Annotated in this window: 8 protein-coding genes; all 8 read right to left on the bottom strand. The window is 75.5% G+C overall.

What is annotated here, in order from left to right; genetic code table 11:
* Nucleotides 1–3,927 (bottom strand): type I polyketide synthase (locus VM95_RS29995; RefSeq protein WP_052707660.1); only part of this gene is annotated, 3,927 nt, incomplete at its 3' end.
* Between the two features lie 151 nt (nucleotides 3,928–4,078).
* On the bottom strand, nucleotides 4,079–5,755 hold the full coding sequence (locus tag VM95_RS29990; RefSeq protein ID WP_157882240.1) for a glycoside hydrolase family 1 protein: 1,677 nt from the start codon (nucleotides 5,753–5,755) through the stop codon (nucleotides 4,079–4,081).
* Between the two features lie 128 nt (nucleotides 5,756–5,883).
* Nucleotides 5,884–7,068 carry a macrolide family glycosyltransferase gene (locus VM95_RS29985; RefSeq protein ID WP_045702653.1) on the bottom strand — a complete coding sequence of 395 codons (1,185 nt, stop codon included), beginning with the start codon at nucleotides 7,066–7,068 and terminating at the stop codon, nucleotides 5,884–5,886.
* 31 nt (nucleotides 7,069–7,099) lie between these two features.
* A complete protein-coding gene (locus tag VM95_RS29980; protein ID WP_045702651.1) occupies nucleotides 7,100–7,612 on the bottom strand; it encodes a DinB family protein in 513 nt (170 codons plus the stop codon).
* A gap of 94 nt (nucleotides 7,613–7,706) precedes the next feature.
* Nucleotides 7,707–8,216 carry an antibiotic biosynthesis monooxygenase family protein gene (locus VM95_RS29975; protein ID WP_045702649.1) on the bottom strand — a complete coding sequence of 170 codons (510 nt, stop codon included), beginning with the start codon at nucleotides 8,214–8,216 and terminating at the stop codon, nucleotides 7,707–7,709.
* A 72-nt stretch (nucleotides 8,217–8,288) separates the two neighbouring features.
* Complete coding sequence (locus tag VM95_RS29970; protein ID WP_052706777.1) at nucleotides 8,289–9,578, bottom strand: cytochrome P450; 1,290 nt, start codon at nucleotides 9,576–9,578, stop codon at nucleotides 8,289–8,291.
* A 12-nt stretch (nucleotides 9,579–9,590) separates the two neighbouring features.
* Nucleotides 9,591–10,439, bottom strand: coding sequence for an alpha/beta hydrolase (locus VM95_RS29965; protein ID WP_045702647.1), 849 nt, complete (start codon nucleotides 10,437–10,439; stop codon nucleotides 9,591–9,593).
* A gap of 17 nt (nucleotides 10,440–10,456) precedes the next feature.
* Complete coding sequence (locus VM95_RS29960) at nucleotides 10,457–22,063, bottom strand: hybrid non-ribosomal peptide synthetase/type I polyketide synthase (protein WP_045702645.1); 11,607 nt, start codon at nucleotides 22,061–22,063, stop codon at nucleotides 10,457–10,459.
* Nucleotides 22,064–22,104: the final 41 nt, after the last annotated feature.

Here is a 22,104-nt window from a genome sequence, read left to right as displayed (position 1 = left end):
CAGGAAGCGGCGCACGCCCGCGTCGTGCAGGGTGCGGAGGGCGTCCAGGAAGCGGACGGCCTCGCGGGCCTGGCGCGCCCAGTACCGCGGGGAGCGCACGCCCTCACCGGCGGCGAGGTCCGCGCCCATCCAGCGGCCGTCCAGGGTACTGACCAGCGGCACCTGCGGGGCCCGCAGCTCGCACGTCTCGACGACGGCGGTGAACTCCGCCAGCATCGCGTCCATGTGCGGGCTGTGGAAGGCGTGCGAGACCTCCAGGCGGCGCACCCGGCGACCGGCGGCGCTCATGGCCTCCACCAGTTCCTCGACGGCGGCCGCGTCGCCGCTGACCACCGTCTGGGTCGGCGAGTTGACGCCCGCGACCGCGATCCGGCCGGACGACACCCGCGCCAGGGCGGTGAGGACCTCGTCCTCGCCCGCCTCCACGGAGGCCATCGCGCCGCCCGTCTCGCAGCCCTGCATCAGCCGCCCCCGAGCGACGACCAGCCGCGCCGCGTCGTCCAGCGACAGCACACCCGCGACGTGCGCGGCGGCCAGCTCACCGACCGAGTGCCCGGCCACGGCGGCCGGGGACACACCCCACGCCTCCCACACCCGGTACAGCGCCACCTCGACCGCGAACAGCGCGGGCTGGGTGAACTCCGTCCGGTGCACCAGTCCCGCATCCACGCCCTCGGGGTCCGCGAACACGACCTCCTTCAACGGCCGCGCCGCATACCGGTCCAGCACCTCGACGACCTCGTCGAAGGCCGCCCGGAACAGCGCCGAGGACGCGTACAGACCGGCGGCCATGCCCAGCCGCTGGCTGCCCTGACCGGTGAACAGCACACCGAGGCCCGGGCCGCTCGCGACCGGCAGGCCGACGACCGCACCCGCACCCGGACGGCCCTCGGCCACGGCCAGCAGGCCTTCGGCCGCCTCGGCCGCCGAGCGGGCGACGACGACGGCCCGGTGCTCGAAGTGCGTCCGGTGCCGGGCGGCCGTCAGCGCGACGTCCGCGAGGGCGGCGGCCTGCGGGCGCGCCGACAGGTGCCCGGCGAGGCGGGCGGCGTTGGCGGCGAGGGCGGCCTCGGTCTGGCCGGAGACGGCCACCGCGACCGGGGCGGTGGACGCGTCGGCGCGCCCGGCCACGGCCGCCCAGTCGAGCGGGAGGCCTTCCGTCCACAGCAGGCCGGCCAGGTCGGTGAGGGAGTCGAGGGCGGGCCGGTCGCGCCGGCAGGTGGCGGCGACCACCGCGTCCGGGAGCGCCCGGCGCAGCGGGTGCTCGACGACCGGGTGCGGGCCGATCTCGACCACGCAGAGGCGCTGCTCGTTCACCCCGGTCTCCGCCGCCAGGGCCGCGGCGGTCTCGGCGAGCCGGATCGGCTCGCACATGTTGCGGGCCCAGTACGCGGCGTCCAGCTCGGTGCCGTCCAGCGGGCCGCCGGTCACGGTGGACCACAGCGGCAGCTCGCCCGTCCGGCCCCGGACTCCGTCCAGCAGGCGCTCCAACTCGGGTGCCAGTGCAGCGAGTTCCGCGCTGTGTGCGGCGTAGTCGATGGCCACCCGGTGCACCCGCACCCCGGCCTCGGCGAGCTCCTGTTCGAGCGCGGCGACGGCCTCGGTCCGGCCGGAGACGGACACCTGGCCGGGGGCGAGGTGCGCGGCGAGGCTCAGCCCGTCGCGCCCGGCGAGCAGCCGCTCGGCCTCGGCGAGGTCCAGTTCGCCGACCAGCATGGCGCCCTTGCCGGAGGCGTGCCGGGCGATCAGCTCGGACCAGGTGCCGATGATCCGGGCGCCCTGGTCGAGGGTGAGGGCGCCGGCGGTGACGGCCGCGGCGACCTCGCCGATGCTCTGGCCGGCGACGGCGTCGGGGGTGAGGCCCCAGGCGCGCAGCAACCGGGCGAGGGCGGTCTGCAGGCCGAACAGCACGGGCTGGAGGACGTCGGTGCGGTGCAGGCGGCCGACCGCGGGGTCGGCGGTCAGCTCCTCGATCAGGGACCAGCCGGTGACCGGGCGCAGCGCGCGGTCGGCCTCCTCCAGCGCGGCCCGGAAGACGGGCTGGGCGAGCAGGTCGCGGCCCATGCCGGGCCACTGGGCGCCGTGCCCGGAGAAGACGTAGGCGAGCCGGGGCCGCTCCTCACCCACCCGGGCGGCAGTGGCGGCGCGCAGCGCCTCGGCCAGCTCGCTCGGGTGCGCGGCGGCGGCGAACAGCCGGTGGGCACCGGTGCCTTCGGCGCTCACCCGGTCGGCCGTGGGCGCACCGGAAACCAGCCGCGCGGCCAACTCGCCGACAGCACTGCCCAGTTCCTCCGACGACTGCGCCGCCAGCGCGGCCACGTACCGCGCCCGCCCCGGGGCCTCCTCCAGCGCGAGGTGGGCGTTGGTCCCGCCGAAGCCGAAGGCGCTGACGCCCGCGTAGCGGCGCCGGGCGCCGGCCGGCCAGGGGGTGCGCTCGGTGACGACGGCGAGCCGCTCGCGCGCGAAGTCGATGTGCGGGTTGGGCGCGCGGAAGTGCAGGTTGGCGGGCAGTTCGCCGTGGTGCAGGGCGAGCACGGTCTTGAGCAGGCCGAGGACGCCCGCGGCCGGCTCCAGGTGGCCGAAGTTGGTCTTGGCGGAGCCGATCCGCAGCGGTTCCTCGCGGCCGGGGGCGAAGACGGTGCCGAGGGCGGCGGCTTCGATGGGGTCGCCGAGCGGGGTGCCGGTGCCGTGGGCCTCGACGTAGGAGACGTCCTCGGTGCGGACGCCGGCGCTGCGCCAGGCCTCGCGCACGACGTCGACCTGGGCCTGCGGGTTGGGGGCGGTGAGGCCGTTGGAGGCGCCGTCGTTGTTGACGGCGCTGCCGCGGATGACGGCGTAGACCCGGTCGCCGTCGCGCAGCGCGTCGGAGAGGCGGCGCAGCACGACGATGCCGCAGCCCTCGCCGCGGACGTACCCGTCGGCGTCGGCGTCGAAGGCGCGGCACTGTCCCGCCGGGCTGAGGGCGCCGAGCTTCGTCATGGCGACGTGGGTGTGCGGGTGGAGCATGACGTTGACGCCGCCGGCGAGGGCGAGGTCGGATTCGCCGCTGCGCAGGCTCTGCACGGCGAGGTGGGCGGCGGTGAGCGAGGAGCTGCAGGCGGTGGCGACGGCCATGGCGGGGCCCTGCAGGCCGAGGGCGTAGGCGATCCGGGCGGCGGTGACGGAGCTGTCCCAGCCGGTGGCGGAGTGGGCGGTGATGGTGCCGGCGTCGGCGCCGTTGGCGAGGTGGTACTCCTGCGCCATGGTGCCGAGGAAGACGCCGGTGCGGGTGCCGGTGAGCGCGCCGGGGACGATCCGGGCGTCCTCCAGGGCGGCCCAGGAGACTTCGAGGGCGAGGCGCTGCTGGGGGTCCAGGTGGGCAGCCTCGGCGGGCGGGATCCGGAACAGGTCGGCGTCGAAGCCGTGGACGTCGTCGAGGAAGCCGCCGCGGCGGGTGCTGGTGGTGCCGGGGGTGGCGGGGTCGGCGTCGTACCAGGCGTCGGCGTCCCAGCGGTCGGCGGGGACCTCGCGGACGGCGTCGAGGCCGTCGAGCAGGGCCCGCCAGAGGTCTTCGGGGGTGTCGACGCCGCCGGGCAGCCGGCAGCCGAGGCCGACGACGGCGATCGGCTCGTGGGCGGTGGCGACGGACACGGGGGCGGCGGCGACGGACGGCGCCGCGCCGGCGAGGTAACGGGCGAAGGCGGGCACGGTGGGGTGCTGCCAGAGGGCGTGCACGGGGATCTTCCGGTCGAGCCGCCTGCCGAGGGCGGTGACCAGGGCGAGCGCCTGGACGGACCGCAGCCCGAGGTCGTGGAACGTGAGGCCGTCGGTCACCGACTCGGGGTGCAGGTCCAGCACCTCGGCGAGGGCGGCGCGCAGCGTGTCGGTGAGGGGCCCGAGAGCCTGCGGCGGGGTGTCGCCGTCGTGCGGTGCCTGGGCGATGCTCATCATTCATCCTCGACGGAATCGGCGGTGGTCGGGCCGGTGGTGGTCGGGCCGGTGGTGCTCACGTCCCCGGGTGTGGCCGGACGGAGGGCGGGGCGCCCACCCGCGCGGGTGGGCGCCCCGGTGACGGAGGGGTCTGTCCGAGAGAGCGGGTTCAGTCCCTGCGGCCGTTCGCGGCGGGGACGCCGGCGGCGAGCTTCGGGGTGCCGGCCGGGGTCTGCGACGGGGTCGGCTCCGGGCTGAGCGGGCCGGTGCCGCCGTAGGTCTTGCGCAGGTGCGGGGTGAGGCCGCGGTGGCCGGCGATCTCGCCGTAGACGGCGGCGGCGCTGGTGGGGGTGCGGGCCATGGTGGAGCGGTCGACCGAGTAGAGGCCGAAGTGCGGGCCGTAGCCCTGCAGCCACTCGAAGTTGTCCATCAGGCTCCAGTGGTAGTAGCCGCGGACGTCGACGCCGTCGGCCCGGGCCCGGTCGATGGATTCGAGGGCGCGGACGACGACCTCGGAGCGGCGGTCGCCGGAGTCGGTGGCGATGCCGTTCTCGGTGACCATCAGCGGCAGGCCCGGGTAGCGCGCGGAGAAGTCCTTGAGCACCGGGTAGAGGCCGGTGGGGTCGGTCGCGTAGCCCATGGTGGGGATGACGTACGAGGGGTCGAGCGGCGGCAGGCAGGGCGCGAGGCCGCAGACGTCGACGTTGACGACCGGGAGGGTGGTCGGGCCGGGGGTGGCGCCGGGGTCGGAGACGCCGGTGCGGTCGTACAGCTGGATGCCCAGCCAGTCCATGGTCCCCTTCCACTCGGGGTGCGGCTCGTCGTAGACGCCGTCGTCCTTGGTGGAGAAGGCGCCCTGGCGGATCGAGTCGACGAAGTTCAGCTCGAAGAAGCGGCGGAAGCGGTCGGCGGCGGCGATGTCGGCCGGGTCGGTGCTGACCTTGCCGTTCCGGACCGGGACGTACTGCTTGGCGCTGATGGTGAGGCCGATGTTGGCGGCCGGGCCGGTGCCGTCCGCGGAGACGGTGTCGTACTGCTTGATGGCCTTGTACATGGCGGCGTGCGCGCTGATGAAGTTGCGCAGCGAGACCTGGAACTTGTCCTGGTAGTGGCCGACGAGCTCGGCCTTGCCGGGCGGGCCGGCGCCGAAGGCGTGCGAGAACAGCATGTAGACCATCGGCTCGTTGAGCGTGGCCCAGTCGTCGACCCGGTCGCCGAAGCGCTCGGCGAGGACCTTGGCGTAGTCGGCCATGGCCTGGACGACGAGCGGGCCGCCGGTCGGGTTGTCGAGGCCGCACAGGTTGGTGTCGCTCGGGCCGTTGGCGCAGCCGGGGTCGTCGGGGTTGTCGACCCAGACCGGGTTGGCGAAGTGGTGCAGCGTCACCATCGGGTGGATGCCGTTGGCGCGCAGCTTGTCCAGCAGGTCGCTGTAGTGCTTCAGGGCGGCCTCGTCGAACTGGCCGCGCTTGGGCTCGACCCGGGCCCACTCGATGTTGAGCCGGTACGAGTCGAGGTTCATGTCCTTGATCAGGTCGACGTCGTCCAGCGCCTTGCTGTAGCCGCCGACGCCGTCGCCGACGAACTGGCCGTGGCCGAGGCCGTCCGGCTTGGGCTGCGTCCAGTGGTACCAGTCGGTGTTGGTGTCCTGGTCCTCGATCTGGGTGGCCGAGCTGGAGACGCCGAAGCGGAACGAGCGCTGGCCCTCGGGGCCGGAGGCGGGGCCGAAGTGGGCGAACCTGATCGAGTGGGGCGCTCTCGCCTCCGCGGGGCTGCTGTTCGCCATCAGGGCGGGGGTCAGCAGCACGGCGGTGAGCGCGGCGATACCGAGTCTCTTGGGGCGGATCACGGTCTCTTCCATGGGGAATCGGGGTGAACGCCGCGAGGCCCGTACGCCCGGCGCCCGAGGGGTGGCGCCGGGAGGACGGGCCTCGCGGCCGTGAACGGGACGGGACGGGGCCGGACGGGGCCCCGGTCTCAGGCGATGCGCTTGAGGTAGCCCTCGATGGCGTCGGCGGCGACGACCGGGCCGTCGGTGGCGCGGATCGCGTCGCGCAGGGCGCCGAGCTTCTCGGCGGTGGCCGGGTCGCCGAGGACGGCGTCGACGGTCTCGCGCAGGGTGGCGGCGGTGGTGGCCTCGCGCGGCAGGTAGCGGCCGAGGCCGAGCTCCTCGACGCGCTCGGCGGTGGCCTGCTGCTCGCTCATCTGCGGGACGACGACCATCGGGACGCCGTGGGCGAGGGCCTCCATGGCGCTGTTCATGCCGCCGTGGGTGACGAACAGGGCGGCCTGGGAGAGCACGTCGAGCTGGTTGACGTGCTGGTGCACCTCGATGTTGGCGGGCAGCTCGCCGAGCGCGGCCGGGTCGGCGTGGTTGCCGATGGCGAGCACGACGCGGTACTCGCTGTCGGCGAAGGCCTCGATGGCGGCCGGGAAGAACTCGGCGAAGCCGGTGAAGGCGGTGCCGAGCGAGATGAACAGCACCGGCTTGCCGCCCGGGTTGGTCCAGCTGCCCTGGAAGGCGGAGCGGTCGCCGAGGCAGGGGCCGGTGAAGACGAAGCGCTCGTCGAAGGTGTCGCCGTCGTAGTGGAACTCGCGCGGCAGGAAGATCAGCGCCAGGTCCTCGATCTTGGTGAAGAACTCGACCGGGCCCACGCCCTCCAGGCCCACGGTCGGCAGGAAGCCGGCCAGCTGGCCCATCATCTCGATGACCTCGGGGGCGACCTCGGAGGCCAGCGGGAAGCGCGACTGGATCGAGAAGACCTCGTTGGAGCCGTACGAGGGGTGCAGGCGCACGGTCGGGATGTTCCACTTGGCGCCGAGGAAGCGGGCCGCCCAGGCCATCTGGTCGTACAGGATGACGTCGGGGCGGTCGTTCTCGTAGACCTCCTCGAAGTGCTTCAGCGTCTCGACGGCCTCGTTGAAGAAGCGCAGACCCTCGGCGGGCAGCGCCTCCGGGGTGTACGGGTGGGTGTAGTAGTCGCCGAACACCGAGGTGTAGACGACGGGTTCGGCGCCGGCGGCCTCCACCGAGCGCTTGAAGTGCTCGGTGACGGTGTAGCTGACGCGGTGGCCGCGGCGGACGAGCTCCTCGACGACCGAGAGGGTCGGGTTGATGTGGCCGACCGCGGGGATGTTGAAGACGGCGATGTGAGCGGACACGTGACGGTCCTTCCGTTGGGCTGGGTGGGTTCTAGAACGGCACGTGCTTGCCGAGGGCGACCCGCAGGGTGCCGATCTGGCCGCAGTGGTACGCGTCGTGCATCTGGATGATCGAGAGCGCCTGGCCGAGGTTCTTGAGGCGGTCGTCGCCGACCGGCTCCAGCGGGGACTCGCGGTCGAGGTCGGCGTCGGTGAGGGTCTCGACGAAGTCGCGCATCCGGGCGTGCACGAGCTTGTACGTGGCGACCATCTCGTCCAGGGACGGGCTGAGCGACCAGTCCTGGTTGTCGTTGCCGGCGAAGAACAGCGAGAACTCCTCGGTCACCAGGGACTCGGTGCCCTGGTGCAGGGTGGAGAAGTAGTCGGTGGCGCAGGTGAGGTGCCCGAGGAACCAGACCAGCGGCTTGTGCGGGGCCGGGGCCACCCGGGCGGTCTCGTCGTCGAAGTCCTCGGCGAGCTGGAGCACCATCTCGTGCGCCAGGTCGTACTGGAAGAGGAAGTACGAGGTCAGCGGGGACGGTCTGGTCTCGGTCGCGATGGTCATCTGTGCTCCTTGGTTGTCCTGACCGGTGGTCAGGACCGGTGGTCAGGACCGGTGGTCAGTACGGGTGGTCAGGACCGGTGGTCAGTACGGGTGGTCAGTCGAGGGATTCGTACGGGCTGACCGGGCCGCGGACGGCGTCCAGGCGGGCCCTGGCCTCGTCGAAGGTGGGGAGCACCGAGGTCTCGTCGACCTCCCAGTTGGTGCCCTCCCAGTCGTACATGAGCTCCTTCACCCGGCGGGCCGCGGCGAGGTGCGGGGTGGAGGTGAGGAAGCCCAGCAGGGCCTCCTCGTCCTCCCAGACGGAGAGCGAGCGGGTGCTGTTCCAGGACTCCTCGGAGATCGCCAGGACCACGCCCAACAGGCCGGGCCGGACGTACAGTTCGGCGAGGATCGCCTGGTTCAGCTCGATCGCGGCCGGCTCGTGGCCGGGCTTGGGCCAGCCGACCGAGGTGGCGATCAGGTGCTTGCCCCGGATCGGCTCCTTCAGCAGGCCGGTGGCCTCGTCGATGACCGGGCCGGCCCAGGGGGCGACCACGGTCAGGTCGGACTCGTCGCCGGCCGCGAAGCCGTGCAGGGAGGTGGGCAGCGGGCGCCGCGCGGTCATCGCCGGGCTCACCGTCCTTTCGGGATCGGGCGGTTCGGGATCGGGAGGTTCGGGATCGGGCGGTTCGGGGCCTCAGGCGGCGCGGCGGACGATCAGCTTCTTGATCTCGGCGACCTGCAGGTGCTGGGCGACCAGCTCCGGGGTGCCGACGAGCTCCAGGTCGCCGAGGACCGGCAGCACCGCGCGCAGGATCGCCCGCAGCTGCAGCCGGGCCAGGTTGGCGCCCAGGCAGACGTGCTCGCCGTAGCCGCCGAAGGAGAAGTGCGGGTTGGCGGTGCGGGTGATGTCGAAGCGGTACGGGTCGGGGAAGGCGTCGCCGTCCCGGTTGGCCGCCGGGTACCACATGACGACGGTCTCGCCCTTGCGGATCACCTGGCCGCGGATCTCGGTGTCCTGGGTGCAGGTGCGGGCGAAGTGGATCGCGATGGAGGTCCAGCGCAGGATCTCCTCCACGGCGCTGTCGATCAGCGCCGGGTTGGCCCGCAACTTGGCCAGCTCCTCCGGGTGCTCCAGCAGGGCCTGGATGCCGCCGGCGGTGGCGTTGCGGGTGGTGCCGTTGCCGGCCACCAGCAGGTTGAAGACGGTGTACAGGATCTCGTGGAACTTCAGCGGCTCGCCGTTGATCCGGGCCGCGACCAGGCGGCTGAGCACGTCGGTGCCGGTGCCGTCCGAGGCGGCCATCCGCTCCTGGACGAGGGTGGCGACGTACTGGTTGAGCGCGGAGATGTTGCGGACGAACGCGGCCTCGGCGTCCTCGCCCTCCAGCTGGTAGTCCGGGTCGGCCGAACCGACCGTGCCCTCGGTCCAGTTGAAGACGTCGTCCCAGTCCTGGTGCGGCGCGCCGACCATCTCGCAGATCGCGGCGACCGGCAGCCGGGCGGACAGGTGCTTGGCGACGTCGGCCTCGCCGTGGCTCTCCAGGCGGTCCATGAACTGCCGCACGTAGCCGGCGGCCAGCTCCTCGAAGCGGGCCTCCAGGGCGGCCATCGCCTTCGGGGTGAAGCAGGGCGTCATGATCTGCCGGAACTGGCGGTGGCGCGGCGGGTCCATCCAGCTGAGCGCCGGCGGGTCGTCCGGGCTGTGGCCGAACATGGCCGCCCGCTCCTCCAGCTGGCGCTCGAACATGTCGACGGCGTCCGGGGTGTCGACGGTGACGCGCTGGGCGCTGGAGAAGATCTGCGGGTTGCGCGAGACCCAGGCGACGTCCTCGTGCTTGGTCAGCACCCAGAACGGCTCGAAGCCGGGGCGCTGGTACCAGAAGACCGGCGCCTCGCGCCGCAGCAGGTCGAACTCCTCGTAGGGGTAGCCGCGTTCGGCGTACGCCTGCTCGCTGGTGATGTCCAGGGTGTCCAGGGTGAGCATGGTGTGGGGTCCTCAGCTCTGTCGGGGGGTGTGCTCGTGCAGGAAGGCGAGGATTCCGGCGGCGACGGCGGCGTCCGTGGCGCCGTCCAGCAGGACGGCCCGCGGCGCCTCGTGCGCCAGCCGCTTGGCCAGGCCCTCCGGGGTCTGCGGGGCGTCGCCGGGCAGCACCAGCAGCGGGGCCGGGAACTCGGCGATCCAGGCCTCGGGGACGCTGAAGTACGCCGAGCCGTCCGGCCACAGGCCGTCCCGGAAGCGGACCAGCAGGCTGATGTAGTTCTCCCGGCGCACGGCGCCCAGCTCGGCGCGGAACTCCGCGTCGTCGTGCAGGCGCTGGCCGAACGGGCCGGCGGCCGGGTTGTCGGCGAAGCGGCCCGCGCGCTCGGCGGCGGCGAGCACCCCGGCGACGCCCTCGGCGCGCGGCCAGCGCATCGCCTCGTCGAAGGGGCGGTAGAAGGTGCCGAGGGTGTTGCTGTCGTCGCGGCCGGCCGGCCGCAGGCAGACCACCGAGCGGACCCGCTCGGGCGCGTCGTGGGCGAGCCGCCAGGCGTGCACGGCGCCGCTCCCGGCGGCGACCAGGTGGGCCTGCTCGACGCCCAGCTCGTCCAGGACGGCCAGCTGGTCGGCGGCGGTCTGCGCGTAGTCGAAGGGCAGCGCGGGCGCGTGGCTGGCGCCCGCGTGCCGCTGGTCCATCACGATCACCCGGAAGTGCGCGGCGAGTTCGCGGACCGGGTGGTAGGGCTCGGACTCCCAGGAGGCGGCCTCGCTGCTGACCCCGCCGGGGGCGAGCAGCAGCACGGGGAATCCCTCGCCGTGCACCTGGTAGTGGATGCGCGCGCCGTCCGGGCGCAGGATCTCGGGCATTGGTCTCTCCGTGGGGGTCAGTTCGCGGTGCCGGTCGCAGGGGCCGCGAGGGCCGCGAGCGCTTCGTTCAGTTCGGCGGCCATGGCCGCGGGGTTCTCGATCGGGGCGGCGTGGGTGCCGGGCACGCCGCCGCGGGTGTAGGGGCCTTCGGTGAGCGGCCGCCAGGCGTCCAGCGCCTCGGCGGGCAGCACCGGGTCGTCGGTGCCGGCCACCGCGCGCACCGGGATGCGCAGCGGGGCGCGGTCGAGGTGGCGCAGCGCCGCCCGGTGGTTCTCCGCCAGGGTGACGTCGGCGCGCAGCCGGACCAGGTAGTCGGTCAGCAACTCCTCACTGTCCAGCACCTGTTCGGGCAGCAGCCCGGCGAACAGCGCGGCCGCCTCGGCGGTCGGCAGCTCGTCCAGGACGGCGGCGGAGCCGGTGAGCCGGCGCAGCCCCTCGGTGGGTTCGGCCTGCGGCGGGATGCCGCAGGCGGCGACCAGGGCGAGCGGCGGGGCGGCGGGCTGCCCGGCGAGCCGGTGGGCGAGCTCCCAGGCCAGCCAGGAGCCCTGACTGTGCCCGTAGAGCACGGCCGGGGCGTCCAGCCGGGCGCTGACGGCGGCGGCGACGTGGTCGGCGAGCAGCATCATGTCGGTGACCGGCGGCTCGCCGGAGCGGCCGTCGCGGCCGGGCAGTTGGACGGCGAGGAGTTCGACGTCCGCGGGCAGGTGCCGGGCCAGCGGGATGTGGCCGGCGCTGGTGCCGCCCATGCCCGCCATCGCGAAGATCCGGGCCCGGGGGCGTCCGGCGGCGGGCTTGAGCACCCGCAGCCAGCCGTCCTCGGCCCGGCCCTGCTCGGCCGGTGCGGCGCCGTCCGGCAGCAGCCGCTCCAGCAGGTGGCCGCCGATGCCCCGGCAGCTCCCGGCCCGCACGATGGTGTCGGTGGTGACCGCGAGGCCGGTGCGCCGGGCGAGCTGGCCGCGGATGGTGACGGCCATCAGCGAGTCCATGCCGAGCTGCTGGAGCGGCTGGTCGGCGGGGACGGCCTGCGGGGCGAGGCCGAGGACGGGGGCCGTCTCGGCGGTCACCAGCTCGGTGAGCAGGTGCAGGGCGGCCGTCCGGTCGAGGCCGGCGAGGCGCCGGCGCAGGTCGTGGCCGGCGCCGTCGTCCGCGGCGGCTTCGGCGGGCGCGAGGGCCTGCCGGGCCTGCGGGACGGTGTCGACCAGCGGGCGGGGCCGGGCGGCGGCGTACAGCGGGGCGAAGGTCGCCCAGTCGATGTCCGCGACGCCGGCCGAGGGCAGCCCGGCGGCCAGGACGAGGCCGAGGGCGTGCAGGGCGCGGTCGGCGGCGATCGGCCGGTGGCCGCGCGAGCGGTAGGTCCGCTCGGCCTCGGCGGTCATCATGCCGCCGCCGGCCCAGCCGCCCCAGTGCACCACGGTGGCGGCGAGGCCCCGGGCGTGCCGGTGCCGGGCGAGCGCGTCCAGCGCGGTGTTGGCGGCGCCGTACGCGGCCTGGCCCGCTCCGCCCCACAGGCTGGCGCCGCTGCCGTACAGCAGGAAGGCGTCCAGGGGGCGGTCGGCGAGCAGCTCGTGCAGGTGCCGGGCGCCGCGGGCCTTCCCGGCGAGTTCCTCGTCGGCGGCCTCGGGGGTGAGGTCGTCGACGGCGGTCATCCGGGAGACGCCGGCCAGGTGGGCGACGACGCGCAGCGGCTCGGCGGCGCCCGCGTCGTCGAGGTCGGCGAGCAGCCGGGCCGTCCGCTCGCGGTCGGCGAGGTCGCAGGCCGCGAGGTCGAGGACGGCGCCGTGCTCGGCGAGCTCCTGCCGCAGCGCGTCCAGTTCGGGCGTGCTGCGGGCGGTGCGGGTGGCGAGCACCACCCGGCGGGTGCCGCGCTCGACCAGCCAGCGGGCGAGCTGCCGGCCGAGCGCTCCGGCGCCGCCGGTGATCAGGGCGGTGCCGGAGGTCCGCCAGGCGGGGCCGGTGGTGCCGGCCGGTTCGACGCGGTGCAGGCGGCGGACGTAGCGGCCCTCGGGGCGCAGCGCGGCCTCGTCCTCGCCGTCGCCGGCGGCGAGGGCGGCGACCAGGGCCGTCTGCCAGCCGTCGTACGGCTGCTCGGGCAGGTCGAGGGTGCCGCCCCAGCGCTCCGGGGCCTCCAGGGTGAGGACCCGGCCGAGGCCGGTGACCAGGGCCTGCGGGTGGTTCGGGGCGTCCTCGCCGTCGAGCGCGGTGGCACCCCGGGTGACGGCCCAGACCGGGGCCGGGCGGCCGGTGTCGCCGACCGCCTGGACGAGGGCGAGCAGCCGGTGGAAGCCGCGCTCGTCGGCGCCGTCGCCGGGGAGGGCGAGCAGGCCGGTGAGCTCCGGCAGGGCGCCGAGGGCGGCCGCGAGGGCGGCGCGGTCCTCGCCGGCCGGGAGCCGGTGGACGGTGGCGCCGGCGGCGGCCAGTGCCTCGGCGAGGCCGGTCGAGGCCTGGGCCCCGGACGGCTCGACCAGCGCCCAGTGGCCGGTCAGGGCCGCCGGCTGCGGCGAGGGCTCCGCGAGCACGCGCCGCTCGGTGTACAGCCAGTCGGCGACCTCGGCGTCGGCCTGCCGGCCGTCGTGCCAGGCGGCGAGCAGCGGCAGCAGCTCCTCCAGGCCGCCCTTCAACTCCTCGGGGGCGGCGAGCAGTTCGGCGATCCGCTCGGTCTTGCCGTCCGTCACGGCCTGCCAGAACTCGCCGTCACCGCTGTCCACGGCAGCGGCCTTGGCGGCCTTGGGCTCGGCCCAGTACCGCTTGCGCTGGAAGGCGTAGCCGGGCAGCTCGACCTGCGGGCCGGCGCCGTCGAGGGCGGCGGCCCAGTCGACCTCGTACCCGTGGACGTGCAGCACGCCGAGGGTGCGCAGCAGCTGCTCGGGGCCGCCGTGGCCGCGCCGCAGGGTGTCGACGACGACGGCCCCGGCGGCGAGCCCGTTGTCGGTGAGCGCGTGGGCCAGCACCGGGTGCGGGCTGACCTCGACGAACACCTGGTGGCCGGCGTCGAGCAGGGCGCGCTGGGCGAGGTCCAGGCGGACCGGCTCGCGCAGGTTGCGGCACCAGTAGGCGGCGTCCAGGAAGCGGCCGTCGAGCGGGCCGCCGGTGACGGTCGAGTAGAACGGCACGTCACCGGTGCGCGGGTCGAGGTCGGCCAGCTCGGCGGCGAGGCCGGGCAGGATGGCGTCCATCTGGGCGCTGTGCGAGGCGACGGCGGCGTTGAGCTTGCCGCAGATGACGTCCTGGTCGTCGAGGTCGATGAGCAGGTCGTTGATCGCGTCGAGGTCGCCGGAGACGGCGGTCGAGCCGGCGGTGTTGACGGCGGCCAGCGAGATCCGGCCGTCGTGGCGGGCGAGGTGGCCGAGCACCTCGTCGACGGGCAGTTCGACGACGGCCATCTCGCCGCGCCCGGCGCAGCCGAGCAGGGCCCGGCTGCGCAGGGCGACGACCCGGGCGCCCTCGTCGAGGGTGAGCGCCCCGGCGACGACGGCGGCGGCCACCTCGCCCTGGCTGTGGCCGACCACGGCGGCGGGCTCCAGGCCGCGTTCGCGCCAGGCGGCGGCCAGGCCGACGTACATGGCGTACATCGCGGGCTGGACGACGTCGAGGCGGTCCAGCGGCAGGGTGGCGGCCGCGCCGGTGCCGGCCAGCAGCTCGGCGACCGTCCAGTCCAGGTACGGGGCGAAGGCGCGGTCGCAGGCCTCGACGACGGCCCGGAACGCCGGGCTGCGGTCGAGCAGTTCGCGGCCCATGGCGGGCCACTGGCTGCCCTGGCCGGGGAAGACGAACACGGCCTTGCCGGGCCGGCCGGCCTCGCCCTGGCTGAGCAGCCGGTGCGGGCGGCCTTCGGCGAGCGCGGTGAGGGCGTCGACGAGCTCGGCGTGGTCGCCGGCCAGGACGGAGGCGCGGGCCGCGAAGTGGGTGCGGCGGGTGGCGGCGGGCCCGGCCACGGCGGCCGGGGTGAGCTCCGGGCGCTCGGCCAGGTGCTCGGCCCAGCGGCGGGCCTGGGCGCGCAGCGCGGTCTCGTCGCGGGCGGACAGCACGACCGGGCGCACCCCCTCGGCGGGGGCGGCCTCGGCGGGCCCGGCGGGGCCCTGCTCCAGCACCAGGTGGGCGTTGGTGCCGCCGATGCCGAAGGAGGAGACCCCGGCCCGGCGCGGGCCGGCCTCGCCGGACCACTCGCGCAGTTCGGTGGTGACCGCGAACAGGCTGTCGTCCAGGCCGAGTTCGGGGTTGGGCCGGGTGTAGTGCAGGCTCGGCACGAGTTCGCCGTGGTGCAGCATCAGCACGGCCTTGATCAGGCCGGCGATGCCCGCGGTGGCGTCGGCGTGGCCGATGTTGCTCTTGACCGAGCCGAGCGCGCAGGGCTCGGTGCGCTCGGCGGCGCCGAAGACCTGCTGGAGCGCCTGGACCTCGATCGGGTCGCCGAGCGCGGTGGCGGTGCCGTGCGCCTCGACGTAGCCGATGGTGTCCGGGGTGACGCCGGCGACGGCCTGCGCCTCGGCGATCACCCGGGCCTGGCCGGCCACGCTGGGGGCGGTGAAGCCGACCTTGTCGGCGCCGTCGTTGTTGACGGCGCTGCCGCGGATCACGGCGTACACGGTGTCCCCGGCGGCGACGGCGTCGGAGAGCCGGCGCAGCACCAGCATGCCGACGCCGTTGCCGGGGACGGTGCCGCCGCCCTCGGCGTCGAAGGCACGGCAGGCGCCGTCCGGGGAGGCGACCAGGCCCGGCTGGTAGAGGTAGCCGGACTTGAGCGGGAAGGTCAGCGAGGCGGCGCCGACCAGGGCGGCGTCGGACTCGCCGCGCAGCAGGCTCTCGCGCGCGAGGTGGGCGGCGACCAGGCCGGTGGAGCAGGCGGTCTGCACGGTGAGCGCCGGGCCGCGCAGGTCCAGCTTGTGGGCGACCCGGGTGGCCAGGTAGTCGTTCTTGCCGCCGATCATCGCCCGGTAGAAGGCGGACATGTCCTCGGCGTCGGCGCCCTGGTAACCGCCGAAGCCGGAGCCGCCGAAGACGGCGATCCGGCCGTCGAAGCCGCGCGGCGTCAGGCCGGCGTGCTCCAGCGCCTCCCAGGCGCACTCCAGGAAGAGCCGGTGCTGCGGGTCCATCGCCTCGGCCTCGGCCGGGGAGCAGTCGAAGAACGCGGCGTCGAACAGGTCGGCGCCGTCCACGTACCCCTTGGCGCGGACGTAGTCGGGGCGTACCAGCAGCTGCTCGGGCACGCCGGCCTCGCGCAGCTCCTGCTCGGTGAAGTGGCTGATCGACTCGACGCCGGCGCGCAGGTTGGCCCAGAACGCGGCCAGGTCGGGCGCGCCGGGCAGCCGGCAGGACAGGCCGACGACGGCGACGGCGTCCTCGTCGGGGCGCACGGCGGTGCGCACCTCGGGGGCGGTCGCGGTGGTCTCGCCGGTCAGGTGGGCGGCGAGCCGGCGGACCGTCGGGTGGTGGAACACGGCGGACAGCGGGAACTCCCGGCCGAGCGCCGCGCACAGCTCGCGGTGCGCCCCCAGGGCGGTCATCGAGGTGCCGCCGAGGTCGAAGAAGCCGCGGTCGGGGTCGACCTCGGCGACGTTCAGCGCCCGGGCCCAGGCGGCGGCGACCAGCGCCTGCACGTCCTGGCCCGCGTCGGCGACCGGGCTGACGACGGCCGAGGGGGCCGGCAGCCGCAGCAGGGCGTTGCGGTCCACCTTGCCGTTGGGCGTGTGCGGCAGCTCGGACACGCGGACCAGCCGGCCGGGCACCGCGTGGGCGGGCAGCCGCTCGGCGAGGTGGGCGGCGAGCTGCGGCTCGGCCTGCTCGGCGCCCTCGGCCGGCACCCAGTAGAGGGTGAGCCGGGGGTCGTTCTCGGTGTCCTCGCGCACCACGGCGCTGCACTCGACGACGGCCGGGTGCTCGCCGGCCACGGTGTCGACCTCGCCGAGCTCGATCCGGTGGCCGCGCAGCTTGACCTGCGCGTCGATCCGTCCGCAGAACTCCAGGCTGCCGTCCGCCCGGTAGCGCACCAGGTCGCCGGTGCGGTACATCCTGGCCCCGGGCTCGGTGGCGTACGGGTCGGCGGTGAAGCGCTCGGCGGTCAGCTCGGGGCGGGCGTGGTAGCCGCGGGCGACGCCGTGGCCGCCGATCCACAGCTCGCCGCGGGTGCCGCGCGGGACGCGCCGGCCGGAGCGGTCGAGCACGTGGAAGCGGGTGTTGAGCACGGGCGTGCCGAGCGAGACCTCGCCGCGCTCCAGCGCCGCGGCGTCGAGCGTCCAGGTGGCGGACCAGACGGTGGTCTCGGTCGGGCCGTACATGTTGACGACCTCGCCCGGGCAGAGCGCGGCCAGCTTGCGGGCCAGCCCGCGGTCCAGCGCCTCGCCGCCGACCAGCATCCGGCGCAGCCCGCCGATCAGGGCGCGGCCCTCGGCGTCGGCGAGCAGCATCCGGGCGTAGGACGGGGTGCACTGCAGGTGGGTGGGACCGAGGCCGCGGTGGGCGGCCCAGTCGGCGGTGCGGCCGGCGGCGACCACGACGCGGTAGCCCCGGGTGAGGGTCCACAGCAGTTCGAGGGTGGAGATGTCGAAGGAGAGGCTGGTGACGGCGAGCCAGGTGTCGCCGGGGCCGCCGCCGATCCGCTCGTCCATCGCGCGGCAGAAGTTGGCGAACTGGGCGTGCTCGATCTGCACGCCCTTGGGGCGGCCGGTCGAGCCGGAGGTGTAGATCAGGTAGGCGAGGTCCCCGGCGGCCGGGCCCTCGAACTCCCCGTCCCCGTCCGTGGATTCCATGCCCAGGACGGTGAGCCCCTCGCTCCAGCGCTCGACAGGCGTGTCGGAGAGGACGACGGTCAGGCCGCTGTCCTCGACCATGTGGTCCAGGTGGGCGGCCGGGTAGTTCGGGTCCAGCGAGAGGTACGCCCCGCCGGCCGTCCAGACCGCCAGTACGGCGACCACCAGGTCGGTGCCGCGCGGCAGGTGGATGCCGACCGGCAGGCCGGGGCCGACCCCGGCGGCGCGCAGCCGGACGGCCAGCGCGCGGGCGCGGCGCAGCAGTTCGGCGTAGCTCAGCTCGGCGCCGCCGGCCAGGACGGCGACGGCGTCGGGGGTGCGCTCGGCCTGGCGCAGGATCAGCTCGTACGCGGTCGGCCGGGCCGGACCGGCCGGCTCGACGGTGCCGCTGAGCTCCTCCAGCCAGGCCGCCTCGGCCGCACCGAGCGCGTGGAGCTCGGCGAGCCCGGCCTCCGGGCGGCGGGCGAACTCGGCGAGCAGCTGCCCGTAGGCGGCCGCCAGCCGTTCGGCGCCGGCCCGGTCGAGCACGTGCGGCAGGTACTCCAGCTCGGCGCGCAGCCCGTCCCCGTGGGGGGCGAGGGTGAGGCCCAGCTCGAACTTGGCGGCGCCGCGCACGTTCCCGGCCGGGCTGCCGGTGGTCGGCAGCCGCCAGGCGTCCGCGCCCTCGCCCACGGTGGGCAGTTCGGCGCTGCCGTAGTTGAACACGGCCCGGAACAGCGGGTTCTCGTCGCCGGTGCGCTGGCCACCGGTGCGCTGGCCGCCGGCGGCCTGGACCAGCCGGGTCAGCGGGACGCCCTGGTGCTCGGCGACGGCGTTGACCTTCTCGCCCATGCCGGTCAGCAGGCCGCTGACGGTGGGCTCGCCGGTGAGGTCGCAGCGCAGCGGCAGGGTGTTCACCAGGAAGCCCACCACGCCCTCGGTGCCGGGCAGTTGGCGGTTGGCCCAGACCGTGCCGAGGGTGAGGTCGGACTGGTCGCAGGTGCGGGCGAGCAGTGCCGCGAAGGCGGTGACCAGCACGGTGTACGGGGTCACCGAGCTGCGGGCGGCCAGTGCCTCGACCTCGGCGCGCAGCTCGGCGGGCAGGGTGAAGTAGTGGGTGTCGCCGCCCGGCTGCTGGTCGTCGGCGTTCTCGGGGCCGGGCGGGAACTCCAGGCGGGGCGCACCGGCGAGTTCGGCGGCGAAGTGGCGCAGCCCCTCGTCGAAGCGGCCCTCCAGGGCGGCGGCGGCCTCCCAGGCGGCGAAGTCGCCGAGGTGGTGCTCGACGGGGGCGGCGGGCAGGTCGGTGCCGTCCGCGAACGCCCGGTAGGCGTCGTGCAGTTCGTGCAGCAGCACGGTCAGCGACCAGCCGTCGACCACCGCGTGGTGCACGGTGAGGCAGATCAGCTGCTCGCCGCCGGGCAGGGTGAGCACCCGGCAGCGGGCGAGCGAGGGGCCGTCGAGGTCGAACGGGGTGAGCTCCTCGGCGCGGGCGACGGCCTCGGCGTCCTCCGCGTCCTCCCAGCGCACCGGGATGGAATCCACCTCGGAGACGGCCTGGACGAGTTCGCCGTCGCGCATCCGCAGGGCGGTGCGCAGCGCCTCGTGCCGGCCGGTGAGGTGGGCGAGCGCCCGCTCGAAGGCCGTCCGGTCCAGCGGGTTGGCGACGCGCAGCTTGAGCGCCACGTGGTACTGGGCGGTGCCGGGGGTGAGCTGATCCAGGAACCAGAGCCGGCGCTGGCCCTCGGTGGCCGGGTGCTCGTCGCGCCGCTCGGCGCGCGTCAGCCGGGCGCCGGCCGCGACGGCGGGCAGCTCGCCGAGCGCGTGCTCCAGCAGGTAGCCGGTGACGGCGCGGGCGTTCGGGTGGTGCAGGGTCAGGTTGGCGGGCAGCGCGGCACCGGTGAGCTCGGTCAGCCGGTTGCGCAGCCGCAGCGCCATCAGCGAGTCCATGCCGAGGTCGCGGAAGCGGCGCTCGGCGTCCACCGGCTCGTCGGTGCCGAGCAGGGCGGCCACCTCGCGGCGGACGGCCTCCTCCAGCGGCCGGGCCCGGTCCTCGGCGGGCAGCCCGGCCAGCCGGGCGCGCAGCCCGTCCGGCTGCGTGGACGGCTGGGTGGACGGTTCCACGGCGGGCCGGGCGGGCGCGGAGCCGCGCAGGGCGGCGGCCGGGGCCTGGGCCTCCACCCAGTAGCGGCGGCGCTGGAAGGCGTAGGTGGGCAGCTCGACGGCCCGGCCGGCCGGGCGGTGGCCGAGCACGGCGGCCCAGTCGACGGGGTGGCCGTGGCTGTGCAGCGCGGCGAGCTGCTGGAGCAGCTGGTCGGTGCCGCCGCGGCCGCGCTGCAGGGTGCCGACGACCACGCCGTCGTTCGCGGCGGTGGCGCCGGTCAGCGGGATGCCGAGTACCGGGTGCGGGCTGACCTCGACGAACACGCCGAAGCCGTCCGCGGTCAGGGCGCGCAGCGCGAGGTCGAGGCGGACGGTGTCGCGCAGGTTGCGGCACCAGTAGGCCGCGTCCAGGCTCTCGCCGGGCAGCACGGTGCCGGTGACGGTCGAGTAGAACGGCACCGCGGCGGGGCGCGGGCGCAGCCCGGCCAGCTGCTCGGCGAGGCCGGGCAGGATCGGGTCCATGTGGCGGCTGTGGCCGGCCGCGTCGGAGGGGATGCGCCGGCAGTACACGTCGCCGTCCGCCATCGCGGCGAGCAGCGCCTCGATCGCCTCGGCGTCGCCGGAGACGACGGTGGAGGTCTCGGTGTTGATCACGGCGACGGACAGCGCGCCGCCGTACGGCTCGATCAGCGCGGCGGCCTGCTCGGCGGGCAGCTCGACCAGGGCCATGCCGCCCTTGCCGCTGCACTCGCGCAGCAGCGCCCGGCTGCGCAGCGCGACCAGCCTGGCGCCGTCCTGGAGCGAGAGCGCACCGGCCACGACGGCGGCGGGCACCTCGCCCTGGCTGCTGCCGACCACGGCGGCGGGCCGCACGCCGAGCGCGCGCCAGGTCTCGGCGAGGCCGATCATGACGGCGAACAGGGCGGGCTGCAGGACGTCGATCCGCTCGAAGTCGGGCAGGTCGGCGCCCTCGCCGGCCAGCAGCGCGCGCACCGACCAGCCGGTGTGCGGGCGCAGCGCGGCGTCGCACTCCTCGACGGCGGCGCGGAACACGGCGGACTCGTCGAGCAGGGTGCGGCCCATCTCGCGCCACTGGCTGCCCTGGCCGGGGAAGACGAAGACGGCCCGGCCGCGCGCGGCGGCCCGGCCCTGGACGAGTTCGCGCGGGGCGGCGCCCTCGGCGAGGGCGCGCAGTCCCAGGGCCGCCTCGGCGGCGGAGCCGGCGGTGACGGCGGCGCGGTGTTCCAGGTGGGTGCGGTGCAGGGCGGCGGTGCGGGCCAGGTCGAGCAGCGGGGTGGCGGGGTGCTCGGTGAGCCAGTCGGCCCAGCGGGCGGCCTGGGCGCGCAGCGCCTGCGGGGTCTGCGCGGACAGCAGCACGGGGTAGCCGGCGGCCGGGACGGCGTCGGCGCCCTCGGCCGGGGCCTCGTCGAGCGGGGCCTCTTCGAGGACCAGGTGGGCGTTGGTGCCGCTGATGCCGAAGGAGGAGACGCCGGCCCGGCGCGGGCGCTCGCCGCGCGGCCAGTCGGCGGCCTCGCCGAGCAGCTCGATGCCGCTGCCCTCCCAGGCGATGTGCGGGCTGGGCTGCTCGACGTGCAGGGTCTTCGGCAGCCGCTCGTGCTGCAGCGCGAGCACCATCTTGATCACGCCGACCACGCCGGCGGCGGCCTGCGAGTGGCCGATGTTGGACTTGCCGGAGCCCAGGCGCAGCGGCCGCGCGGCGTCCCGGCCGGGGCCGAAGACCTCGGCGAGCGCGCCGGCCTCGATCGGGTCGCCGAGCCGGGTGCCGGTGCCGTGCGCCTCGATCGCGTCGACGTCGGCGGGGGTGAGCCGGGCGGCGGCCAGCGCCTCGCGGATCACCCGCTGCTGGGCGGGGCCGTTGGGGGCGGTCAGGCCCTGGCTGCGGCCGTCCTGGTTGGTGGCGGAGCCGCGGATGACGGCGAGGATGCGGTCGCCGTCGCGGCGGGCGGCGGAGAGGGGCTTGAGCAGCACCATGCCGGCGCCCTCGGCCCAGCCGCCGCCGTCCGCGCCGGCGCCGAAGCTCTTGCTGCGCCCGTCCGGGGACATCGCGCGCAGCCGGCTGGACTCGACGAACAGCACCGGGGTGTTCATCACGGTGACGCCGCCGGCCAGGGCCTGGTCGCACTCGCCGCTGCGCAGCGCGGCGCAGGCCAGGTGGACGGCGACCAGCGAGGACGAGCAGGCGGTGTCGACGGTGACGGCCGGGCCCTGCAGGCCCAGCGTGTAGGAGACGCGCCCGGAGATGACGCTGCTGGAGATGCCGGTGCCCTGGTAGCCGTCCAGCGCCTCCAGCCCGGCCTGGGTGGTGGCGTAGTCGGAGCGCATCGCGCCGAGGTAGACGCCGGTGCGGCTGGTGCCGAGCGGGCCGGGGCGCTGCCCGGCCCGCTCCAGCGCCTCCCAGGCGGTCTCCAGGACGAGCCGCTGCTGCGGCTCCATGGCGAGTGCCTCGCGGGGCGAGACGCCGAACAGCTCGGCGTCGAACTCCTCGATGCCGTCGAGGAATCCGCCCTGGTCGGCGTAGCTCTTGCCGGCCGCCTCCGGGTCGGGGTCGTACAGGTCGAGGTCCGCCCAGCGCTCGGGCAGCGGGCCGATCAGGTCCTGCCCGGCGGCCAGCGCCTCCCAGTACCGCTCGGGGGTGGCGATGCCGCCGGGGAGCCGGCAGGCCATCGAGACGATCGCGATCGGCTCGGACCGGCTGTGCTCCAACTCCTGGTTGCGCTGCTGAAGTTGCAGGACGGCCGCCATGGCGCGGCGGAGCCGGTCCTCGTTCGCGTTCTCGTTCATCTCTGAGCCATCCGTCTCGTGTCCCCTGTGCCCCTCGCGGG

The organism is Streptomyces rubellomurinus, from assembly GCF_000961885.1.
Lineage (GTDB): Bacteria > Actinomycetota > Actinomycetes > Streptomycetales > Streptomycetaceae > Kitasatospora > Kitasatospora rubellomurina.
Note: the sequence above shows the minus strand (reverse complement) of the source record. Positions and strands in the feature narration are given on the sequence as shown.